14 protein-coding genes and 1 pseudogene (1 of these 15 only partly in view) are annotated in these 26353 nt (G+C 66.8%); 6 read left to right on the top strand and 9 right to left on the bottom strand.

Translation table 11 applies throughout. The annotated features are described in order from the left end of the window. Window positions 1–75 precede the first annotated feature (75 nt). Window positions 76–333 carry a 2-hexyl-5-propylresorcinol biosynthesis acyl carrier protein DarC gene (darC, locus tag BMY68_RS24460; RefSeq protein WP_114762148.1) on the top strand — a complete coding sequence of 86 codons (258 nt, stop codon included), beginning with the start codon at window positions 76–78 and terminating at the stop codon, window positions 331–333. A gap of 89 nt (window positions 334–422) precedes the next feature. Here darC and inhA read toward each other — a convergent pair whose 3' ends face one another. Next, window positions 423–1109: an isonitrile hydratase gene (inhA, locus tag BMY68_RS24455; RefSeq protein WP_062825166.1), complete on the bottom strand. Its 687-nt coding sequence runs from the start codon at window positions 1107–1109 to the stop codon at window positions 423–425. A 114-nt stretch (window positions 1110–1223) separates the two neighbouring features. On the opposite strand from inhA, the gene BMY68_RS24450 reads away from it, so the two are divergent. Then, window positions 1224–2216, top strand: coding sequence for a GlxA family transcriptional regulator (locus tag BMY68_RS24450; RefSeq protein WP_085533861.1), 993 nt, complete (start codon window positions 1224–1226; stop codon window positions 2214–2216). Here BMY68_RS24450 and BMY68_RS24445 read toward each other — a convergent pair. From BMY68_RS24445 to BMY68_RS24420, 6 genes and pseudogenes are all read right to left on the bottom strand, one after another. Then, window positions 2202–3104, bottom strand: a complete 903-nt coding sequence (locus BMY68_RS24445) for an alpha/beta fold hydrolase (protein WP_085533863.1) — start codon at window positions 3102–3104, stop codon at window positions 2202–2204. The genes BMY68_RS24450 and BMY68_RS24445 overlap by 15 nt on opposite strands. 37 nt (window positions 3105–3141) lie before the next feature. Next, window positions 3142–3906, bottom strand: a complete 765-nt coding sequence (locus BMY68_RS24440; protein WP_085533865.1) for a hypothetical protein — start codon at window positions 3904–3906, stop codon at window positions 3142–3144. Window positions 3907–4011: 105 nt separating this feature from the next. Next, window positions 4012–4290: pseudogene (locus BMY68_RS24435) on the bottom strand (cysteine hydrolase family protein); the annotation flags it as partial. 110 nt (window positions 4291–4400) lie between these two features. Continuing rightward, window positions 4401–6221: a glycoside hydrolase family 15 protein gene (locus BMY68_RS24430; RefSeq protein WP_085533867.1), complete on the bottom strand. Its 1821-nt coding sequence runs from the start codon at window positions 6219–6221 to the stop codon at window positions 4401–4403. Next, the gene (locus BMY68_RS24425; protein ID WP_085533868.1) at window positions 6214–7014 is read right to left on the bottom strand and encodes a glucose 1-dehydrogenase; all 801 of its coding nucleotides are present in this window, start codon (window positions 7012–7014) and stop codon (window positions 6214–6216) included. Before BMY68_RS24425 ends, BMY68_RS24430 begins: the two co-directional genes overlap by 8 nt. A gap of 119 nt (window positions 7015–7133) precedes the next feature. Next, window positions 7134–7721, bottom strand: a complete 588-nt coding sequence (locus BMY68_RS24420; RefSeq protein WP_009044820.1) for a TetR/AcrR family transcriptional regulator — start codon at window positions 7719–7721, stop codon at window positions 7134–7136. 131 nt (window positions 7722–7852) lie between these two features. Here BMY68_RS24420 and BMY68_RS24415 point away from each other — a divergent pair, with 131 nt between their 5' ends. Beyond that, window positions 7853–9046, top strand: coding sequence for an MFS transporter (locus tag BMY68_RS24415; protein ID WP_085533870.1), 1194 nt, complete (start codon window positions 7853–7855; stop codon window positions 9044–9046). Window positions 9047–9049: 3 nt separating this feature from the next. Here the strand turns inward: BMY68_RS24415 and BMY68_RS24410 are convergent, their stop codons facing one another. After that, window positions 9050–10186: a cupin-like domain-containing protein gene (locus BMY68_RS24410; RefSeq protein WP_085533872.1), complete on the bottom strand. Its 1137-nt coding sequence runs from the start codon at window positions 10184–10186 to the stop codon at window positions 9050–9052. A gap of 311 nt (window positions 10187–10497) precedes the next feature. Here BMY68_RS24410 and BMY68_RS24405 point away from each other — a divergent pair, with 311 nt between their 5' ends. Further along, complete coding sequence (locus BMY68_RS24405; RefSeq protein WP_085533874.1) at window positions 10498–11238, top strand: thioesterase II family protein; 741 nt, start codon at window positions 10498–10500, stop codon at window positions 11236–11238. A gap of 477 nt (window positions 11239–11715) precedes the next feature. Here the strand turns inward: BMY68_RS24405 and BMY68_RS24400 are convergent, their stop codons facing one another. Further along, window positions 11716–12684, bottom strand: coding sequence for a siderophore-interacting protein (locus BMY68_RS24400; RefSeq protein WP_085533876.1), 969 nt, complete (start codon window positions 12682–12684; stop codon window positions 11716–11718). Window positions 12685–12895: 211 nt separating this feature from the next. Between BMY68_RS24400 and BMY68_RS24395 the strand changes: the two genes are divergently transcribed. Both BMY68_RS24395 and BMY68_RS24390 read left to right on the top strand, forming a co-directional pair. Continuing rightward, the gene (locus BMY68_RS24395; protein ID WP_085533878.1) at window positions 12896–24055 is read left to right on the top strand and encodes a non-ribosomal peptide synthetase; all 11160 of its coding nucleotides are present in this window, start codon (window positions 12896–12898) and stop codon (window positions 24053–24055) included. Next, window positions 24055–26353: the 5' end (the start) of a non-ribosomal peptide synthase/polyketide synthase gene (locus BMY68_RS24390; protein WP_345788662.1), read on the top strand. It continues 14135 nt past the right edge of the window; 2299 of the gene's 16434 nt are visible here — the first part of the coding sequence; it begins with the start codon at window positions 24055–24057; its stop codon lies beyond the right edge, outside the window. Before BMY68_RS24395 ends, BMY68_RS24390 begins: the two co-directional genes overlap by 1 nt.

Genomic DNA, 26353 nt, shown 5'->3' with positions numbered 1-26353 from the left:
CTCGCCAAGGCGCAAGAACCCGGTGGCCGGCGTGGGTCGGCCACTGTTTCGTGGTACGCATCCAACTGCAAGGGAATGAACATGGAAAACCTCGAACAACGCGTGAAAAGAGTGGTGGCGACCGAACTGGCCGTCGACCTGGCGCAGATCGGCAACCAGGACTCGTTCGTCGAGAACCTGGGAGCAGACTCGCTGGCCCGGGTGGAACTGGTGTCGGCCCTGGAGGCCGAGTTCGACCTCACGATCCCGGACGACGCAGCCGATGGCCTGCAGACCGTGCAGCAGGCGATCGACTACCTCCGACAGGCCAGTGAGCAAGCAGTCCCGGCCTGACGCCGGTTCATCGAAGATGCGGCCAGGGCTCAGCTGGCCGATAAGGTTGCCCTGGTCCGCATCTTTCTTCAGCTTCTGTAAGCGCCGTCTCAGGCCTGCCGCCACTGCGCCACGACCCTGTCGACGATCTCGCCGCGCTGCTGGATGGCGTTCGCCGCGAGCCGCTGGGCTTGCTCCACCACCGCTTTGGGCGCTGTCTCTGGGCTACCGGCCGTGAAAGGTGGAGCCGGGGCGTATTCCAGTTGCAGCTGGACCCGCTGCGCCGTTGCATCGCCGAACAGTTCGCCGGCCAGGGTCAGGGCAAAATCGATCCCGGCGGTAATCCCGCCACCGCTCAACAGGTTGCCATCGCGCACCACGCGTTCCTGTACCGCGATCGCCCCCAGCGCCTCCAGCAAATGGTGGTAGGCCCAATGGGTGGTGGCGCGCCTGCCCCGCAGCAGCCCGGCGGCGCCAAGCACCAGGGAGCCGGTGCACACCGAGGTGACATAACGCGCCTGCTCCGCCTGCTGGCGGATGAAGTCGAGGGTCTGCGGGTCTTCCATCAACGGCCCGACACCGGCGCCACCGGGGATGCAGATCACGTCCAGCGGCGGGCAATCGGCGAAGCTGGTGGTCGCCTGCAGCACCAGGCCGGTGCTGGCGGTGACCGGCCCGCGCGCCTTCCAGACCAGATGCACCTGCACGTCCGGCAGCGACGCGAGCACATCGTAGGGGCCGGTCAGGTCGAGTTGCTGGACGTTGGGGAACAACAGGAAACCGATCTGCAGCGTCATGGGGTATCTCCCTGGAGAAGTTCGAAGGTGTCCGCTCTTATGTGGCTGGACGGTTCGACTCTAGCGCCCTAGGCTTTGGCGAATACGCCAACCTACCCACGATTTACGCCAATCATGTCCCAGACCGCCAGAACCGTTCATGTACTGACTTTCGCCAACGCCCAGGTACTCGACGTCACGGGCCCGCTGCAGGTGTTTGCTTCGGCCAACGACCTGGCGCGGCAGAAAGGCCTGCCGCTGCCCTACGCGGTGAATGTGATCGCCGCGGGCGACGGGCCGGTGACCACCTCGGCCGGGCTGGTGCTGCTGGCCGAGCCCTTGCCGGCGCCGGGCACGCCTTGCGACACCCTGGTCATCGCCGGCGGCTGGGGCGTGTACGCCGCGGCGGAAGATCCGGCGCTGGTGGCCTGGGTCCGCCAGCAGGCGGCGCTGGCGCGGCGGGTGGCGTCGGTGTGCACCGGGGCGTTCCTGCTGGCCGCCAGCGGCTGGCTCGACGGACGCCGGGTGGTCACCCACTGGACCCGCTGCGAGCAACTGGCGCGGCAATATCCGCAGCTGCGGGTGGAAGCCAACCCGATCTTCATCAACGAGGGGCCGGTGTGGACCTCGGCCGGCGTCACCGCCGGTATCGACCTGGCCCTGGCGCTGGTGGAGGCGGACCTGGGGCACGCCATGGCGCTGGACGTGGCCCGGCAACTGGTGGTGTTCCTCAAGCGCCCGGGCGGCCAGTCGCAGTTCAGCGCGACCCTGGCCCTGCAAAAACAGGGCAGCCGTTTCGACGACCTGCACGCCTGGATCGCCGAAAACCTCGGTCGCGAGCTGAACATCCCGGCCCTGGCCGAGCGGGCCGGCATGAGCGAGCGCAGCTTTGTCCGCCACTACCGCGCCGACACCGGCCAGACCCCGGCCCGGGCCATCGAACAGATCCGCGTGGAAAGCGCCCGACGCCTGCTCGGCGACAGCGGCGTGGCGATCAAGCGCATCGCCGTGCAGTGCGGCTTCGGCAGCGAAGAAACCCTGCGCCGCAGCTTCCTGCGGCTCGTCGGCGTGACGCCGCAGGCGTATCGGGAGCGCTTTTCGCCAGAGGGGGAGTCAGGCTTCCAGTAGTTCCAGCAGTGCCTGCAAGGTGGCCTGCGGCGCTTCCTGCGGTACGTTGTGGCCGACCCCGGGCAAGATCCGGCGCTGGTAAGGGCCGGTGAACAGGCCGATGTCTTCGTCCTCTTCGCTCGCCGGGCCGACCCCGTCATCGCCGCCGCACAACGAGAGGGTCGGCACGCGGATCGGCGGCTGCTGCGCCAGGGCCTGCTCGATGTGTTCCAGGCTCGGGTCGCCCGGCGCATACATGAAGCGATGCCGGTAGGAGTGGATCACCACCTCGACGAAGTCCGGGTTGTCGAACGACGGCGCGCTCCGGCCGTAGAGTTCCTGGCCGCGATCCCAGGTCGGCGACCATAGTTGCCACAGCAGTGCGCACAGTTCGCGGCGGTTGGCGGTCAGGCCGTCGACCCCGCGTTGGGTGTGGAAATAATACTGATACCAGAGCCGGTGCTCGGTCTCGGGCGGTCGCGGCTGGGTCGAGCGGGCAATGTCCTGGATGTTGTAGCCGTCGGCGCTCACCAGGCAGCGCACCCGCTCCGGCCACAGGGCCGCGACGATGCAGGCGGCGCGACCGCCCCAGTCGAAACCGGCGAGGGCGGCCCGGGGGATCTCCAGGGCGTCCATCAGGTCCAGCAGGTCCTGGGCCAGCGCCGCCTGTTGCCCGGAACGCGGGATGTCCGGGCCGGCGAAACGGGTCGGGCCGTAGCCGCGCAGGTACGGCACTATCACCCGATAGCCGCGCGCCGCCAGCTCGGGGGCGATCTCGTCGTAGCTGCGCGGGTCGTAGGGAAAACCATGCAACAGAATCACCGGCTCGCCGTCGGCGGGGCCGTGGTGTTCGTAGGCGACACGCAGGCGGGGCGTCAGGACGTGTTCGAGCGCGGGCGAGTTGTTCATTCCAGGCACCATCGTTGACCAAGATTCGAACTTTAGCTCATCGGTAGCGGCCTTCTACCCTGCAAACGGCCAACCGGTGTTTTTCAGAGCGCCAGAGGAAGTTCGTAGTGTCGTCGTACTGGCTGACGAGCGCGTCATACTCCTCCAGCATCGCGCGTCCCGGCCACCAATTGAACGCATCGGCATAGTCACCAGAGGCCCGCATGAGCATGGTCAGCGCGATGTCGAAGGCTTTCAGCGTGATGTAGCCCCCGTGCTTGGCAATCAGTTCGGCGATGGTGACGTCTTCGACTATCCGCACATGCGTGCCTTCATCCGACTGGACAATGAAGTAGTCGCCCAGGGGTGAGTAGGGCGCATCCTGCCGATAGTCCCTTTGCACCTTGTTGAAGTCGGACAGGGTGAAGCTGCCGTGGACAAAGTCCGAAAGGGGCGCGTAGGACTTCTGGTATTCGTCGCCCCAGCCGAGGTTCGCGGCGGACATCATTTTTTGCACGCCAGGGCACTGGCCCTGGGAAAACCTTTCGAGGCGATCATCGAAGTTTTCGGCAAGCCAGGAGAACCGGGCAGCCAGGTCAAGCGAGGTGCGAAGGGTGGCCAGGGCGGGCCTGATCAAACCCAGTTTCAGCACATGCTCGATGGTCTGGATCAACTCGATCTGAAATTCCGCGGTTCTTTTGAACACCAGGTTGGCGTGCTCGTGATACCCCAGCCGCTCCGCGGTTCCTTCCGTATGTGCCGCCAGGAACAGCATCTTGCGGGTCGCTGAGAAATAATGGGTGATGTCGATTTTCGGGACCACGTTTAACGTTCCTGTCGTGTGTTCATGGGGGGACGGACGTTAACCGTCCGCGCCGGAAAAGGAGATGAATGATTCCAGGGCAAGGCCTGTCTTACGCTGGGTCTTTCAGCGCCCGGTCGCGCCCTGCACAAGCTCGCTGCTCGTCACCCGGTGCGTGAAATGTTGCTGCCACAACCGCATGCCCAACTGCCCGCTGCGGTCCAGTGACGAGCCCAGGGTCAGGTCGGTGATCAGCGTCGGTTGCAGGCCGGCGTCGAACAGGGCGCAGCCGGCGGCGAGCACGCAGGTGTCGGTCTGGATACCGCAGACCAGCACGCGCTCCGGGGCCAGGCTGCGCAGCTAGGCGATGGTGTCCGGCGTGGGGGCGTAGCCGTGCTTGATGAAGAACGCATGGGAATCCTTGAGCGGGCCGGGCGGCCTATTCTGCCCGCAAACCGCCGTTGCCGCGAACGGCTTGTCTTCTGTAGGCGCGAGGCGATGGGGCGTATTGCGGGTCAAGGCTGCCAGAGGATCTTCTCTCCACTGAGCCGGCGATCGAGAAAACTCGCGGCGCTGATCAGGGCCAGGTGGGTCAGTGCCTGGGGGGTGTTGCCCAGGTGCCGGGCATGGCTGTCGAACTCTTCGGCGTACAGCCCCAGCGGGTTGGCGTAGCGCAGCAGTTGCTCGAATTCCAGGTGGGCCTGGTCCAGCCGGCCGGCGCGGGCCAGGCATTCGACGTACCAGAACGAGCAGGCGGCGAACGCGCCTTCGGTGCCGGCCAGGCCGTCGATCTGGCTGTCTTCGTTGCGGTAGCGGTAGACCATGCCGTCGCGCACCAGGGTCCTCTCGATGGCTTCCAGGGTCGCCAGCCAGCGCGGGTCGCGGGCGCCGACGAAGCGCACCAGCGGCATCAGCAGCATCGAACCGTCCAGCGCGGTGCCGCCCCGGCACTGGACGAAATGCCCGCCTTCGGCGTTCCAGAAGTTGCTCCAGATATCGTCGTAGATCGCCTGGCGGGTCTGGTCCCAGCGGGCGAACGGCGCCGGCAGCGAGCGCTTGGAGGCGAGGCGGATGGCCCGGTCCAGGGCGACCCAGCACATCAGCCGCGAATGCAGGAAGTGATGCTGCTCGCCGCGCATTTCCCAGATGCCCACATCCTCGCCGTCCCAGCTGCTGCAGACCTGATCCACCACGTCCACCACGTGTTTCCAGCCCTCGTGGGAAATCGCCTCGCCGTATTTGTTGACCAGGTACACCGCGTCCAGCAGCTCGCCGAAGATGTCCAGCTGGACCTGTTCATAGGCCTGGTTGCCGATGCGCACCGGCGTCGCGCCGCCATGCCCGGACAGGTGCGTCAGTCGGGTTTCCGGCAGCTGCTGGCGGCCGTCGATGGCGTACAGGATATTCAGCTTGGCCGGCTGGCCACAGCAGTCGCTGACCCGCCCGCGCAGCCAGCGCATGTAGGCGTTGGCCTCCTCGACGAAGCCCAGGCGCATGAAGGCATAGACGGTGAACGACGCGTCGCGGATCCAGGTGTAGCGGTAATCCCAGTTGCGTTCGCCACCCGGGGTTTCCGGCAGGCCGAAGGTGGCGGCGGCGAGGATCGCCCCATGCTTGCGCGAGGTCAGCAGCTTCAGCGCCAGGGCCGAGCGGTTGACCATTTCGCGCCAGCGGCCGCGGTAGTTGGACTGGCCGATCCAGTCGCGCCAGAACTTCAGGGTGCGTTCCAGGCACAGGTCGCTGCCGCCTGTGACCAGCCGCGGATCGTCGAGCCCGCCCAGCATGAATTCGGCGCTCTGCCCCTGTTCCAGCTTGAACTCGGCCACCGCCGCCTGCCGGTCGATGCGCAGGGGCTGGCTGGCCACCAGGCGCAGCCCCGGCTGCCGCTCGGCCTCGAAGCACACCGCGTCGCCGTCCAGCCGTGCCCGGGTGGGGGCGCGGGCATAGTCATGGCGCACCGCGCAGCGCAGGCGCAGGGTAGCGCGGCCGCTGACCACCCGCACCCGGCGGATCAACAGCGGCAGGTCGTCCTCGCTGTCGCCAATGGCCAGCAGGTCGGTGGCTTCGACCACCGCCCGCTCGCTCAGCCAGCGGGTCTGCAGCACGTTGCTGTCGGGCAGGTAGATCTGTTCGCGGCGGGCGTCGGGCAGGTCCGGCGCCAGCTGGAAGATGCCGGCGTCCGGGGTGTCGAGCAGCGAGCAGAAGATCGACGGGCTGTCGAACTCCGGCCAGCAGAAAAAATCCACGCTGCCCTTGTCGTTGACCAGCGCGGCGCTGCGCAGGTCGCCGATGATGCCGTGGGCATCGATCGGCGCCTGTCGTTCCGTGTCAGCCATGGTCGCGAAACTCCGGGTACAGGCTCATGCCGCCATCGATCACCAGGGTGCTGCCGAGCACGTAGTCGGAGGCATCGCTGGCCAGCCAGACCACGGCGTTGGCCACGTCCTTGACGTCGCCGATGCGCCCGTAGGGAATCAGCTCGAGCAACTTGCGCTCGGCCGCGCCCTCGGTGGCCTTGCGGTTGAGCGGCGTGGCGATCGCGCCCGGGGCAATGGCATTGACGCGGATGCGCTGGTGGCTGACCTCCTGGGCCAGGCTGCGCATCAGCATGTCCACGCCGCCCTTGGATGCCGCGTAGTTGACGTGCCCGGCCCAGGGAATCCGCTGGTGCACCGAGCTCATGTGAATGATCTTGCCGGCGGCGCGCGACACGCCGCTGCGGATGCCCTGGCGGTTGAAAATGCGCAGGGCGGCGCGGGCGCAGAGGAACTGGCCGGTGAGGTTGACGCTGATCACCTGGTTCCAGTCCTCCAGGGTCATGTCTACCGTGGCGGCGTCTTTTTGCAGGCCCGAGTTGGCCACCAGGATGTCGAGGAAACCGAAGGCTTCCAGGGCCCTGTCGAACAGGTGCTGGACCTGGTCTTCCTGGGAGATGTCGGCGCCCACGGCAATGGCCCGGCCGCCGCAGGCGTTGATATCGGCGGCGAGTTTTTCCGCGGGCGCCGCCTGCCGATGGTAATTGAGCACCACCGAGGCCCCGGCCGCGGCCAGGGCGGTGGCCGCCGCGGCGCCGATGCCGGAACTGGCGCCGGTGACCAGGGCGACTTGTTGGTTCAGGGAGATATTCATGAGCACGCACCTTAACCGGAGAGCCTGTTCAGCTGACTGGCTAGAGCGGGCAGGAGTTCACCGCAGTTACGAAGTCCCGGAGGAGGGCGGGGCCGGTGCCAAGCATCCGGCGCCAGGGCTCAGCGCACCCGCAAGCCCTGCAGCAGCGCCTCCAGCCCGGCTAGTGCCTGCTGCAATCGTTGCCCCGGATGCTCGTCCCGGGCGATCCACAGCGAAGCGTCGAGCAGGCTGCCGTTGATCAGGCGCGCCAGGGCTTCGCTGGGGGCGTTGACCACCAGGCCGGCCTGCATCAGCTCATCCAGCAGCGCGCTCAAGGACGCCACGCACTGCTCCTCGCTGGCCTCGGTCAGGTCGCCGAGTACCGCGCGCGCATCCTGCAGGACGATGCGCTGGATCTCCGCTTCCTGGGCCATTTCCAGGTAGGTGCGGCAGCGCTGGACGAAGGCGGCCCAGAGGTCGTCGGTGCCGCGCGAGATTGCCTCCAGGCGCTGGTCCATTTCCGCGTCGAGCTGTTCCACCACCGCTGCCAGCAGGCCTTTCTTGTCGCCGAAATGGTGATACAAGGCACCTCGGGTCAGGCCCGCCTCGGCCGTCAGCTCGTCCATCGAGGTGTTGGCATAACCCAGGCTGCCAAAGGCCTGGCGGGCACTGGCGATGAGTTTGCTGCGGGTTTCTTCGATCATCTCGGCGCGTTGACGCGGGCTCATGGCGGGCACTCACACAGCTGATACATGGATTGACATACGCTGCGTATGTTCTCATGCTTTCTCACATACGCACCGTATGTATTTTGCCTTGCGGTGCATTTCTGGCAAGCCTCAAACAAGGTGTGATGACGATGGCAAACCCTTACCGCGAACTGTTCAACGCCCCCGGCAGCCGCGCTTTCGTGGTGGCGGGGATGATTGCGCGGATGCCGATGTCGATGACCGGCATCGGCCTGATCACCATGCTGGCCCAGCTCAAGGGCGGTTATGCGCTGGCCGGTGCGGTGGCGGCGACCTTCGCCCTGGCCACGGCCTTCTGCGCGCCCCAGGTGTCGCGCATGGTCGACCGTTTCGGCCAGGGCCGGGTACTGCCGATCGCCGCCGGTGTGGGCGGCGGGGCACTGCTGGCGTTGCTGCTGTGCACCCGCTTGCAGACGCCGCACTGGACGCTGTTCCTGTTCGCCGCCCTGGCCGGCTGCATGCCGAGCATGCCGGCCATGGTTCGCGCCCGCTGGACCGAGCTGTACCGCGGCCAGCCACAGTTGCAGACCGCCTATGCCCTGGAGTCGGTGCTCGATGAGGTGTGCTTTATCGTCGGCCCGCCGTTGTCGGTGGGGCTGTGCGTGGCGGCCTTCCCCGAGGCCGGGCCGCTGGCGGCGTTGCTGATGCTGGCGATCGGCGTCACCGCGCTGGTGGCGCAACGGGCGACCGAGCCGCCGGTGCATCCCCATGAGGCCCGGCACGACGTGTCGATCATCCGTTCGCTGGAGTTGCAGTTGCTGGTGCTGCTGATGATCGCCATGGGCATGATCGTCGGCGTGGTGGATGTGGTCAGCGTGGCGTTCGCCCAGCAGCAGGGGCAACCCGCGGCGGCGAGCATCGTGCTGTCGGTGTACGCCATCGGTTCCTGCCTGGCGGGCATCGCCTTCGGCGCGCTGAAACTGAATATCCCGCTGCCGCGGCTGTTCATGTACGGCGGCATCGCCACCGCCGTGACCACCCTGCCATTGCTGCTGGCGAGCAATATCTTCGGCCTGTCCCTGGCGGTGTTCGTCTCCGGCCTGTTCTTCGCCCCGACCCTGATTGTCGCCATGGCCCTGGTGGAAAACATCGTGCCGCCGGCCAAGCTCACCGAAGGCCTGACCTGGCTGGTCACCGGGGTCAGTATCGGCGTGGCCATCGGTGCGGCCAGTTCCGGCTGGCTGGTGGATGCCTTTGGCGCGCGCAGCGGCTTCTGGGTAGCGCAGGCGGCAGGAGTGGTGGTGCTGGGGGCGGCGGTGCAGAGCTGGTGCCGGCTGACCCGGGGCCAGCCGGCGGTCGCCTGAGCCTTACCAGCCGCGCCCGGAGTTGACCCAGAAATTCACCGACAGCGAGGTGGATACCGACTGCACCTGGTGGAACCAGCCCTCGGGCAGGAACAGCAGGTCGCCGGCTTCCAGGATGACCCGTAGGAAGGTCACGTCCCGCGAGGCCGGAAAACGCTCGTAGTCCGGTGCGTCCGGGTTGACCTCGCAACCGTCGAGCCCGCCCTGGGGCGCGGTCGACCAGGTGCCCAGCGCCTCGCGGTGATGGGGCGCGGCGAGGATGAAGGACTTCTGGCCCCAGACCTGGGCGAACAGGTTGTCGGTGTCGTCGCGGTGCAGCGGGGTCAGGGTGCCCTTGGGGCCGATCCAGATCCGTGGCGGGATGAACAGCGAGCGGTCGAAGTAGGACGGGTACTGGATCTGCTCCAGCAACTGCGCCGGCAGGATGTTGTTGCCCATATAGGCGGGCGGTTCGCCGTCGGCGTTTTTCGGCGCCGGGTTGTCCAGCGAGGCGATGAACTCGGCCATGGAGGTCGAGCGAAAGTCGCGCTCGGTGGAAAAGGTCTTCTTCACGTAGTCGCCGTGGCGGGTGATGCCTTGCAGTTCGGCGAAGTGCACCAGCGATTCTTCGCGGCTGAGCTGGAACAGCGGCCAGTCCTGCAGGGCATCGCTGATCACCACGGGAATGCCCTGGGGCAGGTAACGCGTCCTGAACTCCTCCACCGACAGCCCGCTGCGCGGACGCCGTTCCACCGTGCGCTGGGTCGGCAGGCCGGCCGAGACTTGTTCGCTGTAGCGCGGCGGGGTGGGGTAGCGGGTGTTCATCTCGACTTTCTTTTCCAGCGCGCCACCGCCATGCCGCGCATGGTCGATGATCTGCGGCAGCAGCGTGGCCAGGCCCATGTTGCCGCTGATTTTCAGGCGGCCGCTGGCGAACAGTTCCTCGACGTTGGCGCTGCCGCCCATGATCCCGAGAAAGTCGGCCTGGCCGACCTCGATGGTGACGTCGGGCGCCGGATGCCGGCCGGCTTCGGTGCGGCTGTGCGCCTGGACCTCTGACCAGAATGCCAGCTGTGGACCGAACACGAATTGAAAGGTGCCTTCGATTCCCACGGCACCGGCATTGGCGAACAGTTTTGACAGAATGGTCTGCAAGTCCACGGCGATCTCTCTTGTTTGCGGTTTGATCTGCAGCAGAGAACGAAGGCTGTATCGGGAAATTTATGGGGACGACTGACTCAATGACGACCGGTCAAGCGAAGGGGATCTATTGTAGGAGCGAAGCTTGCTCGCGATGAACCTGAGAACACTGCGTTTACCCAATGCAAGACGCGGTGTCGTTAACGACCATCGCGAGCAATCGAGTGTCGACCGGCTGCTCCTACAGATGGGCGTCAGGCGGGCTGCCGCACTAATTTGCCGGCCAGGTGGCACGTCCAGTCTTTACCATCATTTTTCTCAAGGGGAACACCGTGACCCAGCTGACGTTGCTGTGCCTGCCGTATTCCGGAGCCAGCGCCATGGTCTACAGCCGCTGGCGGCGCAAGCTGCCCGAATGGCTGAAGTTGCAGCCGGTGGAACTGCCTGGGCGGGGCGCCCGTTACGCCGAGCCGCTGGCCACCGACATGCGCGAGCTGGCGCGGCAACTGGCGCTGGAAGTTCGCGCGGGCCTGCGTGCGCCCTATGCCTTGTTCGGCCATAGCCTGGGGGCGCTGCTGGCCTGCGAGCTGGCCCACGCCCTGCGGGCCCTGGGTGGTCCGGAACCGGTGGCTCTGTTCGCTTCGGGAACCGCGGCGCCGACCCTGCGTACCGACTACGACCGGGGTTTTGCCGACCCCAAGACGGACGAACAATTGATCGAACAGCTGCGCACCCTCAATGGCACCAGTGAAGAGGTATTGGCCAACCAGGAGTTGATGAGCCTGACCCTGCCGATCCTGCGCGCCGACTTTCTTTTGTGCGGTCGTTTTCGCCCGCTGCAGCGACCGTTGCTGAACTGCCCGGTGCATGTCCTGGGAGGCAAGGCCGACCGGGCCACCACCGAACAGTTGATTGGCTGGAGGAAGGAGACCCAGGGCAGCTTCTCCGTGGACATGCTGGCGGGCGGGCACTTCTTCATCCACGAACACGAAGCCAGGGTCCTGAGCCTGATCAAGGGCCACCTTGAGGTGCATCGTCGACGTCACCTGCAACGCGAAACCGCGGTTTCCTGAGCCAGGCAATGTAGCCGCTGCCGCAGGCTGCGAACGGCCGGTACGGCCACGGCGCTCTCGGTGGCCCCATCGCAAGATCGTCAAGCAAGGCCCTGCGGGCCTTATCGCAGCCTCGCGGGCTCGGCAGCGGCTACAGGAATGGGTGTAGCCGCTGCCGCAGGCTGCGAACGGCCGGCACGGCCGCGGCGCTCTCGGTGGCCCCATCGCCAGATCGTCAAGCAAGGCCCCGCAGGCCTTATCGCAGCCTCGCGGGCTCGACAGCGGCCAGGAGTGGGTGTAGCCGCTGCCGCAGGCTGCGAACGGCCGGCATGGCCGCGGCGCTCTCGGTGGCCCCATCGCCAGATCGTCAAGCAAGGCCCTGCGGACCTTATCGCAGCCTCGCGGGCTCGACAGCGGCTACAGGAATGGGTGTAGCCGCTGCCGCAGGCTGCGATCGGCCGGCACGGCCGCGGCGTTCTCAAGGCCCAGGCAGATCTGTCAGCCCAACGACGTGCCCAGGCGCCAGTAGCCCATCAGGGTCAGGTTGCGGCGTTCCTGGCCGCGTTCGTTGATCAGGTGGCGGCGGATGCTCATCACCGTGGCGGACTCGCCGGCCACCCAGGCATAGAAGCTGTTGTCGGCGGGCGTGGCGGTCTCCCAGGGGCGTTGTTCCTCGTCGCCCTCGCGGACCTTGATCGGCCGGTGCGCGGTGTGGGGCGGCGGCAGCTCGGCCAGCTCCCGGGCGGCATGGATCAGGGTTTCCCCGTGCTGGGCGCCCAACAGGTCCCGCGGCAGCCAGTTGAGCCGGGTCTGGGGGTTGCAGCGCAAGTCGATGCAGTCGCTTTCGTGGGGCACTTCGATAAACGCCTGCACGTCCGGGTAATCCGGATACTCCTGCAGCTCCTCGAGAATCCCGGCAATGGCCGGCAGGGCGGTTTCATCGCCCATCAGCAGCACTTTGCGGATATCTGCCGGCGGCATCCATTCATAACCGCCGGGATCGCCGCTGTAGGCCTTGTTCGGCACCACCATCTGCAGGCGGTCGCCGGGCCGGGCGTGGGTGGCCCAGCTGGACGCGGGGCCGTTGACCCCGTGCAGCACGAAGTCCACATCCAGCTCCGCCGGCAGCAGGCGCAGGGCGCGGATGGTGTAGGTGCGCATCGGCGGCTGTTGCTCGGCCGGCAGCTTGCGCCGGGCGGCGTGCCAGTCACCTTCCACCGGCAGTTGCGGGACGCTGCCGTCGGCGCCGGGGAACAGCAGCTTGATGCGCTGGTCCGGGGCCAGGGTGCGGGCCTGGGCGATGTCCTCGCCGGCGAACACCAGGCGCACCAGGGACGGACTGAGGACGATGCGCCGCTTGAGCTCGACGTTGATCACCCGGTAGCCCTTGGGTCTGGGCCGGTCGATGCCCGTCAGTTTGCGCAAGCCTTGGGTGAGGATGTCGGTCAGCGATTGAGCGGAGGACATGGGCGGGTACCTGTTGCAAGGGGGGATAAGCAAGGAACGAAGGGGGGTGGGTCCGATTTACCGTCGGCGCCGCTGGTCGGCCTGTCCTGCGCGGCCCTGGGGTTGGCGGCCGGCGTGGCGCGCGGGGTTAATTTTCCCGGGCCTTCATCCGTTCCGTAGGGATGACCGAGCCAATGCTCGATACCCCACACGCAAGTACGGATGACCCCCGATGAATGCCGAAGACTCCTTGAAGCTCGCCCGTAGATTCATTGAACTGCCGCTGGAAAAGCGCCGGCTGTTCTTGAAGGCTCTGGACAAGGAAGGCGTCGACTTCTCTCTGCTGCCTATTCCCGCGGGGGTCGCAGTGCCTGGCCGCCAGGCGTTGTCCTACGCGCAGCAGCGCATGTGGTTTCTCTGGCAGCTGGACCCGCAGAGCGCGGCCTACAACCTGCCCAACGCGGTACGCCTGAGCGGGCCGCTGGATCGGGCGGTGCTGGCCCGGGCCTTCGACTGGCTGCTGGAGCGCCATGAAAGCCTGCGCACGGTGTTCCGCCTGGAGCAGGACGAGCCGCGGCAGGTCATCCTGACGACCCAGGTGAACATCGATTACCAGGACCTGAGCGACCTTGACCCTGCGCTGCGCGAAGCCAGCGTACGGCAGCGGGCCGACGCCGAGGCGCGCCGACCCTTCGATCTGCAGCAGGGGCCGCTGTTGCGGGTCTGTGTGCTGGGATTGGGGGAGCAGGAGCACGTCATGCTGCTGACCTTGCACCATATCGTCGCCGACGGCTGGTCCATGGGCGTGCTGATCGAGGAGTTCCTGCAAGCCTACGACGCGCTGCTCCAGGGCGCGGTGCCGAATGCGCCGGCCCTGCCGATCCAGTACCGCGACTACGCCCTGTGGCAGCGCAGCTGGCTGGAGGCAGGGGAGCAGGAGCGGCAGCTGGCGTACTGGCGGGCCAAGCTCGGGGACGAGCATCCGGTGCTCAGGCTGCCCACCGATCATCCGCGCCAGGCCCATTCCAGCCGCCAGGGGCGGCGCCTGGATGTCGAGCTGGCGCCGGACCTGGCCCAGCAACTGGGCGCCCTGGCGCGACAGCAGGGGGTGACCCTGTTCGCCGTGCTGCTGGCAGGTTTCAAGCTGCTGCTGGCGCGCTACAGCGGCCAGCAGGACATCCGCGTGGGCGTGCCTATCGCCAACCGCACGCGCCAGGAAGCCGAAGGGCTGATCGGCTTCTTCGTCAACACCCAGGTGCTGCGCAGCGAGTTGAGCCCGCACTTGACGGTGGAGCAATTGCTGGCGGATATCCGCGAGACCACCCTGGGCGCGCAGGCCCACCAGGAGCTGCCTTTCGAGCGGCTGGTGGAGGCCCTGCAACTCGAGCGCAGCCTGAGCCACAGCCCGCTGTTCCAGGTGCTCTACAACCACCAGCCGCAGGTCACCGAGCTGACCACCCTGCGCAGCCGCTCCGGTCTTGAGGTGCAGGCCCTGGCGCGCAACGAGCGCACGGTGCAGTTCGACCTGACCCTGGACACCTTCGAGCGCGGTGGCCGGCTGCAGGCCGCCTTCACCTACGACTGCCAGCTGTTCGAGGAACAGACCGTCGAGCGCATGGCCGGCCACTGGCAGAACCTGCTGTGGGCGATGGTGCGTGAGCCGCGTTCGGCGATCGCCGAGCTGCCGCTGCTCAGCCCCGAACAACGCCAGGCCACCCTGGCCCAGGGCGTCGGTGCGCATGAGGCGTTCGCCGCCGTTTCGGTGCTCGAGCTGTTCGCCGAGCAGGTGCGCGTACGGCCCGAGGCCCCGGCCCTGGTGTTCGGCGAGCAGTGCCTGAGTTACCGCCAGCTGGATCAGCGCGCCGCGCGCCTGGCGGCGGCCCTGGTACTGCGTGGCGTGGGCCCCGAGGTGCTGGTGGGCATCGCCGTGGAGCGCTCCCTGGAGATGGTGGTGGGCCTGCTGGCGGTGCTCAAGGCGGGCGGTGCCTATGTGCCGCTGGATGCCCAGTACCCCGAGCAACGCTTGCGCTACATGCTGCAAGACAGCGGCGTTGCCCTGCTGCTGAGCGAGACCGCGGTGCAGGCGCGGCTGCCGCTGGCGGCCCAGGTCAGCGTGCTGTTGCTGGACCAGCCGGACAGCTGGGCGCCGGCCACCGACCCGCAGGCGCCATTGCCGCGGGTCGAGGCCGGGCACCTGGCCTATTCGATCTACACCTCCGGTTCCACCGGGGCCGCCAAGGGCGTCACCATCACCCACGCAGCCCTGGCCAACTACGTGCAGGCGATCCTGGCGCGCCTGCCGCTGGGGGCCGCGCGCAACATGGCGGTGGTCTCCACCATTGCCGCCGACCTGGGGCATACCACGCTGTTTGGCACCCTGTGCTCCGGCAGTTGCCTGCATGTGATCGACCTGGATACCGGCCTGGACGCCGAGGCCTTTTCGTCCTACCTGGACGCCCGGCAAATCGATGTGCTGAAGATCGTCCCTTCGCATTTGCAGGCGCTGATGAGCGGCGCGGAGCCGGCCCGTGCCCTGCCAAGGCAGTGCCTGGTGCTGGGTGGCGAAGCCTGCCCGGCGGCGCTGGTCAGAAAGATCGCGGCGCTGGCGCCGCAGTGCGCGGTGTTCAACCACTACGGCCCGACGGAAACCACGGTCGGCGCCCTGACCCTGGCCGCCGCTGCCGTGGATCAGTCCCTGGCGGTGGTGCCCCTGGGCCAGCCGCTGGCCAACGTTCGCGCCCGGGTGCTGGACGCCTCGTTGCAGCCCGTGGCGCCCGGCACCCCGGCCGAGCTGTACCTGGGGGGCGCCGGCCTGGCGCGGGGCTACCACCGCCGGCCGGCCTTGACCGCTGAGCGTTTCGTTCCCGACCCTTTCAGCGCCGACGGGCAGCGGCTGTACCGCACCGGTGACTTGGCGCGCTACCTCGATGGCGGGGTCATCGATTACCTGGGGCGCATCGATCACCAGGTGAAGATTCGCGGCTACCGCATCGAGCTGGGGGAAATCACCGCGGCGCTCAAGCAGTTGCCGCAGGTCGAAGACGCGGTGGCGCAGGTGGTCAGCGTGGCGGATGAGCCGCAAGTGGCGGCTTATGTGGTGCTGGCCAAGGCCAGCGCTCAGGAACCGGAAGCGGCCTGGCAGGAGATTCGCCGGCAGCTGGCGGTGGCGTTGCCCGACTACATGCTGCCGATGCATTTCATGGCCCTGGAAGGCATGCCGTTGACCGCCAACGGCAAGCTCGACCTGCGGGCCTTGCCGCCGTTGCAGCAACAGGCGCCGGTGGCGGCGTATGTCGCGCCGGTCAGCGAGTTGCAGCGGGGCATTGCGGCGATCTGGCAGGACGTGCTCAAGGTCGAGCGGGTGGGCCTGAGCGACAACTTCTTCGCCCTGGGCGGGCATTCGTTGCTGGCTACCCAGATCATTTCCCGGGTCCGCCGGCTGCTGGCGGCGGAGGTGCCGCTGCGGGTGCTGTTCGAGACCGCGCGCCTGGATGAGTTCGTCGAGCAAGTGCAGGCTTGCGCCGGCGCGGGTTCGCTGTCGCTGATCGAGGCTCTAGGGCGCGACGAGCCATTGCCGGCTTCCCATGCCCAGCAGCGGCAGTGGCTGTTCTGGCAGATGCATCCACAGAGCACCGCCTACCACACGCCGATCGTGGTCCGGCTCCAGGGGGCGCTGGACCGGCAGGCGCTGCAGCACAGCTTCGACGCCCTGGCCCGACGCCATGAAGCCTTCCGCACCACCTTTACCCAGCACCAGGACAGCCTGTGCCAGGTGGTGCACCCCCAGGGTGAAATTACCCTGGCCTGGGAACGCCTGGCCCCGGGCCTGTCCCGCGAGGCGGTCGAGGCCAGGGCCCTGGAAGAAACCCAGGTGCTGTTCGACCTGGAGCACGGCCCCCTGTGCCGGGCCCGGGTGCTGCAGATCGCCGAGCAGGACTGCCTGCTGGTGGTGACCCTGCACCACATCATTTCCGATGGCGCCTCCATGAGTGTGCTGGCCCGGGAATTCGTCGCCCTCTACCAGGGGTTCATCCAGGGCCAGGCGCCGCGGTTCGATGAACTGAGCGTGCAGTACGCCGACTACGCCAGCTGGCACCGGGCCTGGCTCGAGCAGGGCGAACAGCAGCGGCAACTGGATTACTGGCGCGAGCAGCTGGGGCTGGAGCACCCGGTGCTGGAACTGCCGGTGGACCATCCGCGCCAGGCCCTGGTGAGCCATCGCCAGGAGCGCCTGGGTTTGCGCCTGCCGCTGGACCTGGAGCAGGGCCTGCGGCGCCTGGCGCGCGAGCATGACATGACCCTGTTCCAGCTGTTCCTTGGTTCGTTCGCCCTGTTGCTGCACCGCTATTGCGATCAGCCCGATATCCGTATCGGCGTGCCGGTCAGCAACCGTCGCCACCAGGAAATGGAAGGCGTGATGGGCTTCTTCGTCAACACCCTGGTGATGCGCGTCGACCTGGCGCCGAACCTTGCGGTGGGGCAGTTGCTGCGTCAGGTCAAGGCCACGGCCCTGGCTGCCCAGGCCCATCAGGACCTGCCGTTCGACCGCCTGGTGGATGCGCTCAAGCCCCAGCGCGCGCTGGACCAGAACCCGCTGTTCCAGGTGATGTACAACCACCTGAGCATTGCCGGGGAAAGCGCCGACGGCGCCAGCCTGCCGGGCCTGCAGGCCGAGGAGATGGTCCTGCAGGGCGGTACCGCGCAATTCGACCTGACCCTGGAAACCCTGGAGACCGACGCCGGGATCAACGCGTCGTTCATCTATGCCGCTGAGTTGTTCGAGGTGTCGACCATCGAGGGTTTCGCCGATCACTGGCGCAACCTGCTGCAAGGCATGCTCGAACCGCGACAGGCGATTGGCGAGCTGCCGATGCTGGGCCGGGAGGAGCAGGGGCGGATTCGCCAGGACTGGGATCACACGCATGTGGTCTATCCGACCCAGCGTTTTGTCCACCAACTGTTCGCCGACCAGGCGGCCAGGGCACCGGAGGCGCCGGCGGTGTTGTTCGCCGAGCAGCGCCTGAGCTATCGCGAGCTGGACATTCAGGCCAACCAGCTGGCGCACAAGCTGATCGAGCTGGGCATCGGCCCGGAAGTGCGGGTGGCCATCGCCATGCCGCGTTGCGCGGAAATCATGGTGGCCTTCCTGGCGGTGCTCAAGGCGGGTGGAGTTTATGTGCCGCTGGACATCGAGTATCCCCAGGATCGCCTGCGCTACATGATGCAGGACAGCGGCGCGTGGTTGTTGCTGACCCAGAGTCACTTGCTGGAGCGCCTGCCGATCCCGGACGGTTTGCCGACCCTCAGCGTCGAAGGCACGGCCGATTTTGCGGCCTATCCGGTGACCAGCCCAGAGGTAGACCTGGCCGAGGAAAACCTCGCCTATGTGATCTACACCTCCGGTTCCACCGGCTTACCCAAAGGCGTGGCGGTGTCCCATGGCCCGCTGGCCATGCACAGCCTGGCCACCGGCGAGCGCTATGAAATGAGCCCGGCGGACTGCGAGCTGCATTTCATGTCCTTCGCTTTCGACGGCTCCCATGAAGGCTGGATGCATCCACTGATCTATGGCGCCAGCGTGCTGATCCGCGACGACAGCCTGTGGTCGCCGGAATTCACCTACGAACAGATGCACCGTTATGGCGTCACCGTCGGCGTGTTCCCGCCGGTGTACCTGCAACAGCTGGCGGTGCACGCCGAACGCGACGGCAACCCGCCGGCGGTGCGGGTCTATTGCTTCGGCGGCGATGCGGTGCCGCAGGCCAGCTATGAGCTGGCCTGGCGCGTGCTGCGGCCGAAGTACATTTTCAATGGTTATGGCCCGACCGAGACGGTGGTCACCCCACTGATCTGGAAGGCCAAGGCCGGCGATCTGTGTGATGCGGCCTATGCGCCGATCGGCAATATCGTCGGCAATCGCAGCGCCTACGTGGCCGATGCCAACCTCAACCTATTGCCGGTTGGGGTGGCGGGCGAGCTGTACCTGGGTGGCCTCGGTGTAGCCCGGGGTTACCTGGACCGGCCGGGGCTGACGGCCGAGCGTTTTATCCCCGACCCTTACAGCACCAGCGGGGCGCGGCTGTACCGCAGCGGCGACCTGACCCGTTACCGCACTGACGGTCTGGTGGAATACGTCGGCCGTGTCGACCATCAGGTGAAGGTGCGCGGCTTCCGTATCGAACTGGGCGAGATCGAGGCACGCTTGCTAGAGCAGGACCCGGTGCTGGAAGTGGCGGTGATTGCCCAGCCCGGGCCGAGCGGCCAGCAGTTGGTGGGCTACATCGTGCCGGTGGATGCCGAGGTGGCGTTGAGCAACGAGCGTCAGGCGCAGTTACGCGAGAGCATCAAGGCGCGGCTGCGGGAGAGTCTGCCGGACTACATGGTGCCGACCTACCTGCTTTTCCTCGAAGCGCTGCCGCTGACACCGAACGGCAAGCTGGACCGCAAGTCACTGCCGAAGGTCGATGCGCAACTGATGCAGCAGACCTACGTGGCGCCGCAAAACGACCTGGAGCAACAGATCGCGGCGATCTGGGCCGATGTGCTGAAGCTGGAGCAGGTCGGCGTCACCGACAACTTCTTCGAGCTGGGCGGTGATTCGATCATCTCGATCCAGGTGGTCAGCCGCGCCCGTCAGGCCGGCATCCGCTTCACTCCCAAGGACCTGTTCCAGCACCAGACGGTGCAGGGGCTGGCCACGGTGGCGGAGCAGGGCGAGGGCGGGTTGCAGATCGACCAGGGCCCGGTGCGTGGCAGCACCGCGCTGTTGCCGATCCAGCAGTGGTTCTTCGACACCCCGGTGCCGGAGCGTCATCACTGGAACCAGTCAGTGCTGCTCAAGCCGTTGAAAGCCCTGAGTGCCAAGGCGCTGGAGCACGCCTTGCACGCCTTGCTCGAACACCACGACGGCCTGCGCCTGAATTTCGTCGAAGCAGGCGCAGCCTGGAGCGCGACTTATGCGCCGTCGGCGCCGGTGACTTCGGCACCGTTGGCCGCGATGCAAGCCGATGCGCTGCTGTGGCTGGTGGACGATGCCACTGAAGATTCGCTGCAAACGCTGTGCGACGCGGCGCAACGCAGCCTCAATCTGCAACAGGGGCCTTTGCTGCGTGCCGTGCTCTGCACCTTGCAGGACGGCACCCAGCGTCTGTTGTTGGCGATCCATCACCTGGTGGTGGACGGCGTGTCCTGGCGGGTGCTGCTGGAAGACCTGCATCGGGCCCTGGTGCAGCAAGCGGCCGGGCAAGCCATCCGGCTTCCGGCCAAGACCAGCTCGACCCAGGCCTGGGCCGGGCAACTGCAAGCCTATGCCAGCAGCACGGCACTGCAGCAGGAGCTGGGTTACTGGCAGGCGCAGTTGCAGGGCGTCGAGTCGGGCCTGCCCTGCGACCGGGTAACGGATCGGGTGGCGATCAAGGATGCCCTGAGCGTCAGCACCGAGCTGGATCAGGCCTATACCCAGCGCTTGCTGCAGGATGCCCCGGCGGCCTACCGCACCCAGATCAACGACCTGCTGTTGACCGCGCTGGCCCGAGTCATCACCCGCTGGACCGGTAGCGACAGCGCCCTGGTGCAACTGGAAGGCCATGGCCGCGAGGAGCTGTTCGACAGCATCGACCTGAGCCGCACCGTGGGTTGGTTCACCAGCGTGTTCCCGGTCAAGTTGACACCGCAGGCGGCCCTGGCCGACTCGATCAAGCAGATCAAGGAACAACTGCGCGCGGTGCCGAACAAGGGCATCGGCTTTGGCGCCCTGCGTTACCTGGGGGGCGAGGCTGCCCAGCAGACTCTGGCGGCGCTGGCGGTGCCGCGTATCACCTTCAACTACCTGGGCCAGTTCGACGCCAGCTTCGACGAGCCGGATGCCTGGTTTGCCCCAAGCGCCGAAGCCAAGGGCGCAGACCAGAGTGCCGAGGCCCCGCTGGGCAACTGGCTAAGCATCAATGGCCAGGTCTATGGCGGTCAGTTGAAGCTGGGCTGGAGCTTCAGCCAGACAATGTTCGAGCGCTCGACCATCCAGCGCCTGGCGGATGACTACGCCGAGGAACTCAAGGCGCTGATCGAGCATTGCAGCCAGCCACAGCATCGTGGCGTGACGCCGTCGGACTTCCCGCTGGCGGGCCTGAGCCAGCAGCAACTGGATCGCTTGCCCGTGCCGGTAGCGCAGATCGAGGACCTCTACCCGCTGTCGCCGATGCAGCAGGGCATGCTGTTCCACACCCTGTACGAGCAGCAGGGCGGCGACTACATCAACCAGTTGCGGGTGGATGTGGACGGGCTCGATCCCGAGCGCTTCCAGCAAGCTTGGCAAGAGGCCATCGACCGTCACGATATCCTGCGCAGCGGTTTCCTCTGGCAGGGCGAGTTGCCGGCGCCGATCCAGGTGGTGCACAAGCGCATCGCCCTGGATTGTGTCGAGCATGACTGGCGTGCCGTGGCATCGGCGGCCGAGGACCTGGACGCCCTGGCCGAGCAGGAGCGCCAGCGCGGTTTCGACCTGGCGGCGGCGCCGTTGCTGCGCCTGACCCTGGTGCGTCTCGACGACCAGCGTTATCACCTGATCTACACCAACCACCACATCCTCATGGACGGCTGGAGCAACTCGCGGTTGTTGGGCGAAGTGCTGCAACGTTACTCGGGGCAATCGGCGGGGGCGGCGCCAGGCCGCTATCGCGACTACATCGCCTGGTTGCAGCGCCAGGATGCGCAGGTCGGCGAGGCCTTCTGGAAAGAGCAACTGGCGGCCCTGGACGAGCCGACCCGCCTGGCCCAGGCCATCGGCCGCAGCGGGCCGAGCACCGTGGACAAAGGCCATGGGGCTTACCAGCAGCAGTTGGACGAGCAGCAAACCCAGCGCTTGAGCGAGTTCGCCCGCCAGCAGAAGGTCACGGTCAATACCCTGGTGCAAGCCGCCTGGCTGTTGTTGCTGCAACGCTACACCGGGCAGGACACGGTGGTGTTTGGCGCCACGGTGTCCGGGCGTCCCGCGGAACTCAAAGGCGTGGAGCAGCAGATCGGCCTGTTTATCAACACCCTGCCGGTGGTGGCCTCGCCGCGGCCGGACATGGCCGCCAGCGCCTGGCTACAGCTGGTGCAGGAACGCAACCTGGCCCTGCGCGATTTCGAACACACGCCGTTGTATGACGTGCAGCGCTGGGCCGGCCTGGGTGGCGAAGCCCTGTTCGACAACATCCTGGTGTTCGAGAACTACCCGGTGTCCGAAGCCCTGGCACAAGGCGCTCCGGCGCAGTTGAGCTTCGGCGTGGCGGCCAACCACGAGCAGACCAACTACCCGTTGACCCTGTCGGTCTACCTGGGGCAGACCCTGGCCTTCGACTACAGCTATGCCCGCGAGCATTTTGCCCAGGCGGACATCCAGCAACTGGCCGGCTACCTGGAGCAACTGCTCATGGGCATGCTGGCGAGCCCGCAGGGCAGCATCGGCGAGCTGTCGTTGCTTGGCGCCACCGAGCGTCGGCTGATCGACGAGCAGCTCGGCCGGACCCCGGCGCGGGACCTGGCGCCGCAGTCTGTCCATCAGTTGATCGAGGCCCAGGCCCAGCGCACCCCGGATGCCGTGGCACTGCTGTGTGGCGACCGGCAACTGAGCTACGGCCAGTTCAACCAGCGGGCCAACCAACTGGCCCACAAGCTGATCGAGCAGGGCATCGGTCCGGATGTCCGGGTCGGTATCGCCGTGGAGCGCGGGCTGGACATGATTGTCGGCCTGCTGGCGGTGCTCAAGGCCGGTGGCGCCTACGTGCCGCTGGACCCTGAATACCCCCAGGACCGCCTGCACTACATGATGCAGGACAGCGGCATCCAGCTCTTGCTGACCCAGGCGCCACTGCTTGAACGCTTGAAGGATGGCGTAGCGGTGCCGCACCTGTGCCTGGACCTGCATGAGCACAGCCTGCACGGCTACCCCCTGGACAATCCGCGCTCGCGGGCCCAGGCCGGCAACCTGGCGTACGTGATGTACACCTCCGGTTCCACCGGGCGGCCCAAGGGCGTGGATATCAGCCACGCTGCCTTGAGCCGGCACGCCCAGGTTTCCCGGGATTATTTCAAGATGACCGCTGAGGATCGCGGGCTGCAGTTCTCCACCTTCAACTTCGACGCCTTCGTCGAGCAGCTGTACCCGGCGCTGATCTGCGGCGCCTCGGTGGTGATCCGTGGCAAGGACCTGTGGGACAGCGAGACCTTCTACCGTGAGCTGATCGGGCAGGGCATCAGCATCGTCGACTTGAGCACCGCCTACTGGTTCATGCTCGGCAAGGATTACGCCAGCCGCGAACCCCGGGACTTCGGGCGCCTGCGCCAGCTCAACCTGGGCGGCGAAGCCATGGCGGCCGAAGGCGTGGCCGCGTGGAAAAAGGCCGGGTTGAAGGACGTTTGCCTGCTCAATACCTACGGGCCCACCGAGGCCACGGTGAGTGTCACCGCCCATGACTGCAGCCGCTACCTGCGGGACGACGCAACCCTGCCGAGCCAGATCCCCCTGGGCAAGGGCCTGCCGGGCCGTTCCATCTACCTGCTGGACAACAGCGGCAACCTGACCCTCAAGGGCGCCACCGGCGAGCTGATGATCGGCGGCGAGCTGTTGGCCCGGGGTTACCACGATCGCCCAGGTCTCACGGCGGAGCGTTTCATCCCCGACCCGTTCAGCCAGGACGGCGGGCGCCTGTATCGCTCCGGTGACCTGGCGCGCTACGACGCCGAGGGTGTGATCGATTACGCCGGGCGTATCGACCACCAAGTGAAGATCCGTGGGTTCCGGATCGAGATGGGCGAGATCGAAGCCCGTCTGCTGGAGCTACCGCAAGTGCGCGAAGCCGTGGTGCTGGCCCAGGAAGGGGCGGGAGGTCCGCAGTTGGTGGCTTATCTGGTCGCCGCAGAAGGCGTCGCGGCGCAGAGCCAGGACGACCAGGCCCGGTTGCGCGACGAGTTGAAAGCGGCGCTCAAGGCGGTGCTGCCGGACTACATGCTGCCGGCGCACCTGCTGTTCCTGGAAGCGCTGCCGCTGAGCCCCAACGGCAAGCTGGACCGCAAGGCCCTGCCCAAGGCCGACGCCAGCCTGTTGCAGCAGGCCTATGTCGCGCCGCAGAGCGAGCTGGAACAACAGGTCGCGGCGATCTGGGCCGAGGTGCTCGAAGTCGAGCGAGTGGGCATGAACGATAACTTCTTTGAATCAGGTGGGCATTCCTTGTTGGTAACCGCGATGGTCTCTCGAGTCCAGCTCAAGCTTGGGCGTCAAGTCAGTGTGCAGATGGCGTTCGAATTTCCAACCCTGGGGCTGTTCGTCAGCCAGTTGCAGCAGGCCCCGGGCCAGGCGCAGGGCACCGACCTGAGTGCGCTGGCGCTGTTGCTCGACGAAATGGAGGCCGTGTAATGGATAACGCCACCGCGTTGAAGATTGTCAAAGGCTTCATCCTGCTGCCGCTGGAGAAGCGCAAGGTCTACCTGCAGAAGATGCTGGAGCAGGGCATTTCCCCGGCCAACCTGCCGATTCCGCAGGTGCGCCTGAGCCAGGCGCGCCTGCCGCTTTCCTATGCCCAGCAACGCCAGTGGTTTCTCTGGCAACTGGCGCCGGACAGCACCGCCTATCACATCCCCAAGGCCCTGCGCCTGCGTGGCCGGCTGGACGTGGAGGCCTTGCAGCGCAGCTTCGACACATTGATTGCCCGCCATGAAAGCCTGCGCACGCATTTCGTCGAGGACGCCGACGCGGCGGTGCAAGTGGTGCTGCCCGAGGTGCGCCTGGAAATCGCCCGCCAGTCGCTGCCGGCCATGGCCGATGAACGCGAGATCGACAGCGCGGTGCAGGGCTTCGTGCAGGCCCAGACCCGGCAGTTGTTCGATCTGCTGCAAGGGCCTTTGCTCAGGGTCGGCCTGTTGCGAGTGGCCGAGGACGACCATGTGCTGGTCCTGACCCAGCACCATATCGTTTCCGATGGCTGGTCGATGCAGGTCATGGTGGATGAGTTGATGAGCCTCTACATCGGCTACAGCCAGGGGCAACAGCCCCAGCTGCCGCCGCTGCCGATCCACTACGCCGACTACGCCATCTGGCAGCGCAACTGGATGGAAGCCGGTGAGAAGGAGCGGCAACTGGCCTACTGGACCGCCCAGCTGGGGGGCGAGCAGCCCCTGCTGGAACTGCCGCTGGATCGTCCGCGTCCGGCCGTCCAGAGCCATCGCGGCGCGCGCCTGGAGCTGATCCTGGAGCAGCCGTTGAGTGAAGCCCTGGGCAGCCTGGCCCAGCGTGAGGGGGTGACCCTGTTCATGCTGTTGCTGGCCTCGTTCCAGGTTCTACTGCACCGCTACAGCGGCCAGGCGGATATCCGCGTCGGGGTGCCCATCGCCAACCGCAACCGGGTCGAGACCGAGCGCCTGATCGGCTTCTTCGTCAATACCCAGGTGCTCAAGGCCGAGATCGACGGGCAGATGTCCTTCAGCCAACTTTTGCAGCAGGTGCGGCAAACCGCCCTGGCGGCCCAGGCGCATCAGGACCTGCCTTTCGAGCAATTGGTGGAGGCGCTGCAACCGGAGCGCAGCCTGAGCCACAACCCGCTGTTCCAGGTGATGTTCAACCATCAGGTCGAGGCCGCGGCTCCAGCCGGCGCCTTCAGCCTGCCGGGCCTGGGCATCGAAGCCCTGGACTCGGCGGGGCAGTCGGCGCAGTTCGACCTGACCCTGGACACCGTGGAGACCCAGGGCCGGATCGCCGCCGCGCTGATCTATGCGACCGACGTATTCGATGCCGCGACCATCGAGCAGATGGCCAGCCACTGGCGCCAGTTGCTGCAGGGCATGGTCCGCCAGCCAGAGCAGCGCATTGGCCTGTTGCCGATGCTCGACGCCGGGGAGCAGGCGCGGATCGTGGCCCAGTGGAATCCGCAGCCGCAGGCATTCCCCTCGACGGCCTGCGTGCACCAGCTGATCGAGGCGCAGGCGGCGCAGGCGCCCGAGGCCATCGCCCTGACGTTCCAGGGGCAGCACCTGGACTACCGGCAGCTCAATGAACGGGCCAACCGCCTGGCGCACAAACTCATCGAGCAGGGCGTGGGGCCCAATGTGCTGGTGGGGCTGGCGGCGGAGCGTGGCCTGGAGATGCTGATCGGCCTGCTGGCGATCCTCAAGGCCGGCGGTGCCTATGTGCCGCTGGACCCGGCCTATCCTCAGGACCGTCTGCAACACATGATGCAGGACAGCGGCATCAGGCTGCTGCTGACCCAGGCGCCTCTGCGCCAGGGGCTGCCGGCATTTGCCGGCAGCACCCTGTTGCTCGAGCAGCCGCTCGAGGACTACGGGGTGCACAACCCCGAGGTCGGGGTGACCCCGCAGGACCTGGCCTATGTGATCTATACCTCAGGCTCCACCGGCAAGCCCAAGGGCACCTTGCAGCCCCATCACAACGTGCTGCGGCTGTTCGCGGCGACCGCCGACTGGTTCCGCTTCGGCCCGCGGGATGTCTGGAGCCTGTTCCATTCCTATGCCTTCGACTTCTCCGTGTGGGAGATCTTTGGTGCCCTGATGCATGGCGGGCGCCTGTTGATCGTGCCCCAGGAGGTGGCGCGCTCGGCCCAGGACTTCTACCCGCTGCTCTGCGCCGAAGGGGTCACGGTGCTCAACCAGACGCCGTCGGCCTTCCGCCAGTTGATGCACGTGGCCTGCGCCGCCGAACAGG

This window comes from Pseudomonas sp. NFACC41-3 (assembly GCF_900109505.1).
GTDB lineage: Bacteria > Pseudomonadota > Gammaproteobacteria > Pseudomonadales > Pseudomonadaceae > Aquipseudomonas > Aquipseudomonas chlororaphis.
This window is presented reverse-complemented; position numbering and strand designations above follow the sequence as displayed.

What these genes read in the sequence shown, in the direction of transcription:
- BMY68_RS24420 (WP_009044820.1), bottom strand. Translation starts at nt 7,721, where the DNA reads ATGAGCCCGCGTCAACGCGCCGAGATGATCGAAGAAACCCGCAGCAAA.
- BMY68_RS24450 (WP_085533861.1), top strand. Translation starts at nt 1,224, where the DNA reads ATGTCCCAGACCGCCAGAACCGTTCATGTACTGACTTTCGCCAACGCC.
- BMY68_RS24430 (WP_085533867.1), bottom strand. Translation starts at nt 6,221, where the DNA reads ATGGCTGACACGGAACGACAGGCGCCGATCGATGCCCACGGCATCATC.
- inhA (WP_062825166.1), bottom strand. Translation starts at nt 1,109, where the DNA reads ATGACGCTGCAGATCGGTTTCCTGTTGTTCCCCAACGTCCAGCAACTC.
- BMY68_RS24395 (WP_085533878.1), top strand. Translation starts at nt 12,896, where the DNA reads ATGAATGCCGAAGACTCCTTGAAGCTCGCCCGTAGATTCATTGAACTG.
- BMY68_RS24445 (WP_085533863.1), bottom strand. Translation starts at nt 3,104, where the DNA reads ATGAACAACTCGCCCGCGCTCGAACACGTCCTGACGCCCCGCCTGCGT.
- BMY68_RS24415 (WP_085533870.1), top strand. Translation starts at nt 7,853, where the DNA reads ATGGCAAACCCTTACCGCGAACTGTTCAACGCCCCCGGCAGCCGCGCT.
- BMY68_RS24400 (WP_085533876.1), bottom strand. Translation starts at nt 12,684, where the DNA reads ATGTCCTCCGCTCAATCGCTGACCGACATCCTCACCCAAGGCTTGCGC.
- BMY68_RS24425 (WP_085533868.1), bottom strand. Translation starts at nt 7,014, where the DNA reads ATGAATATCTCCCTGAACCAACAAGTCGCCCTGGTCACCGGCGCCAGT.
- darC (WP_114762148.1), top strand. Translation starts at nt 76, where the DNA reads ATGAACATGGAAAACCTCGAACAACGCGTGAAAAGAGTGGTGGCGACC.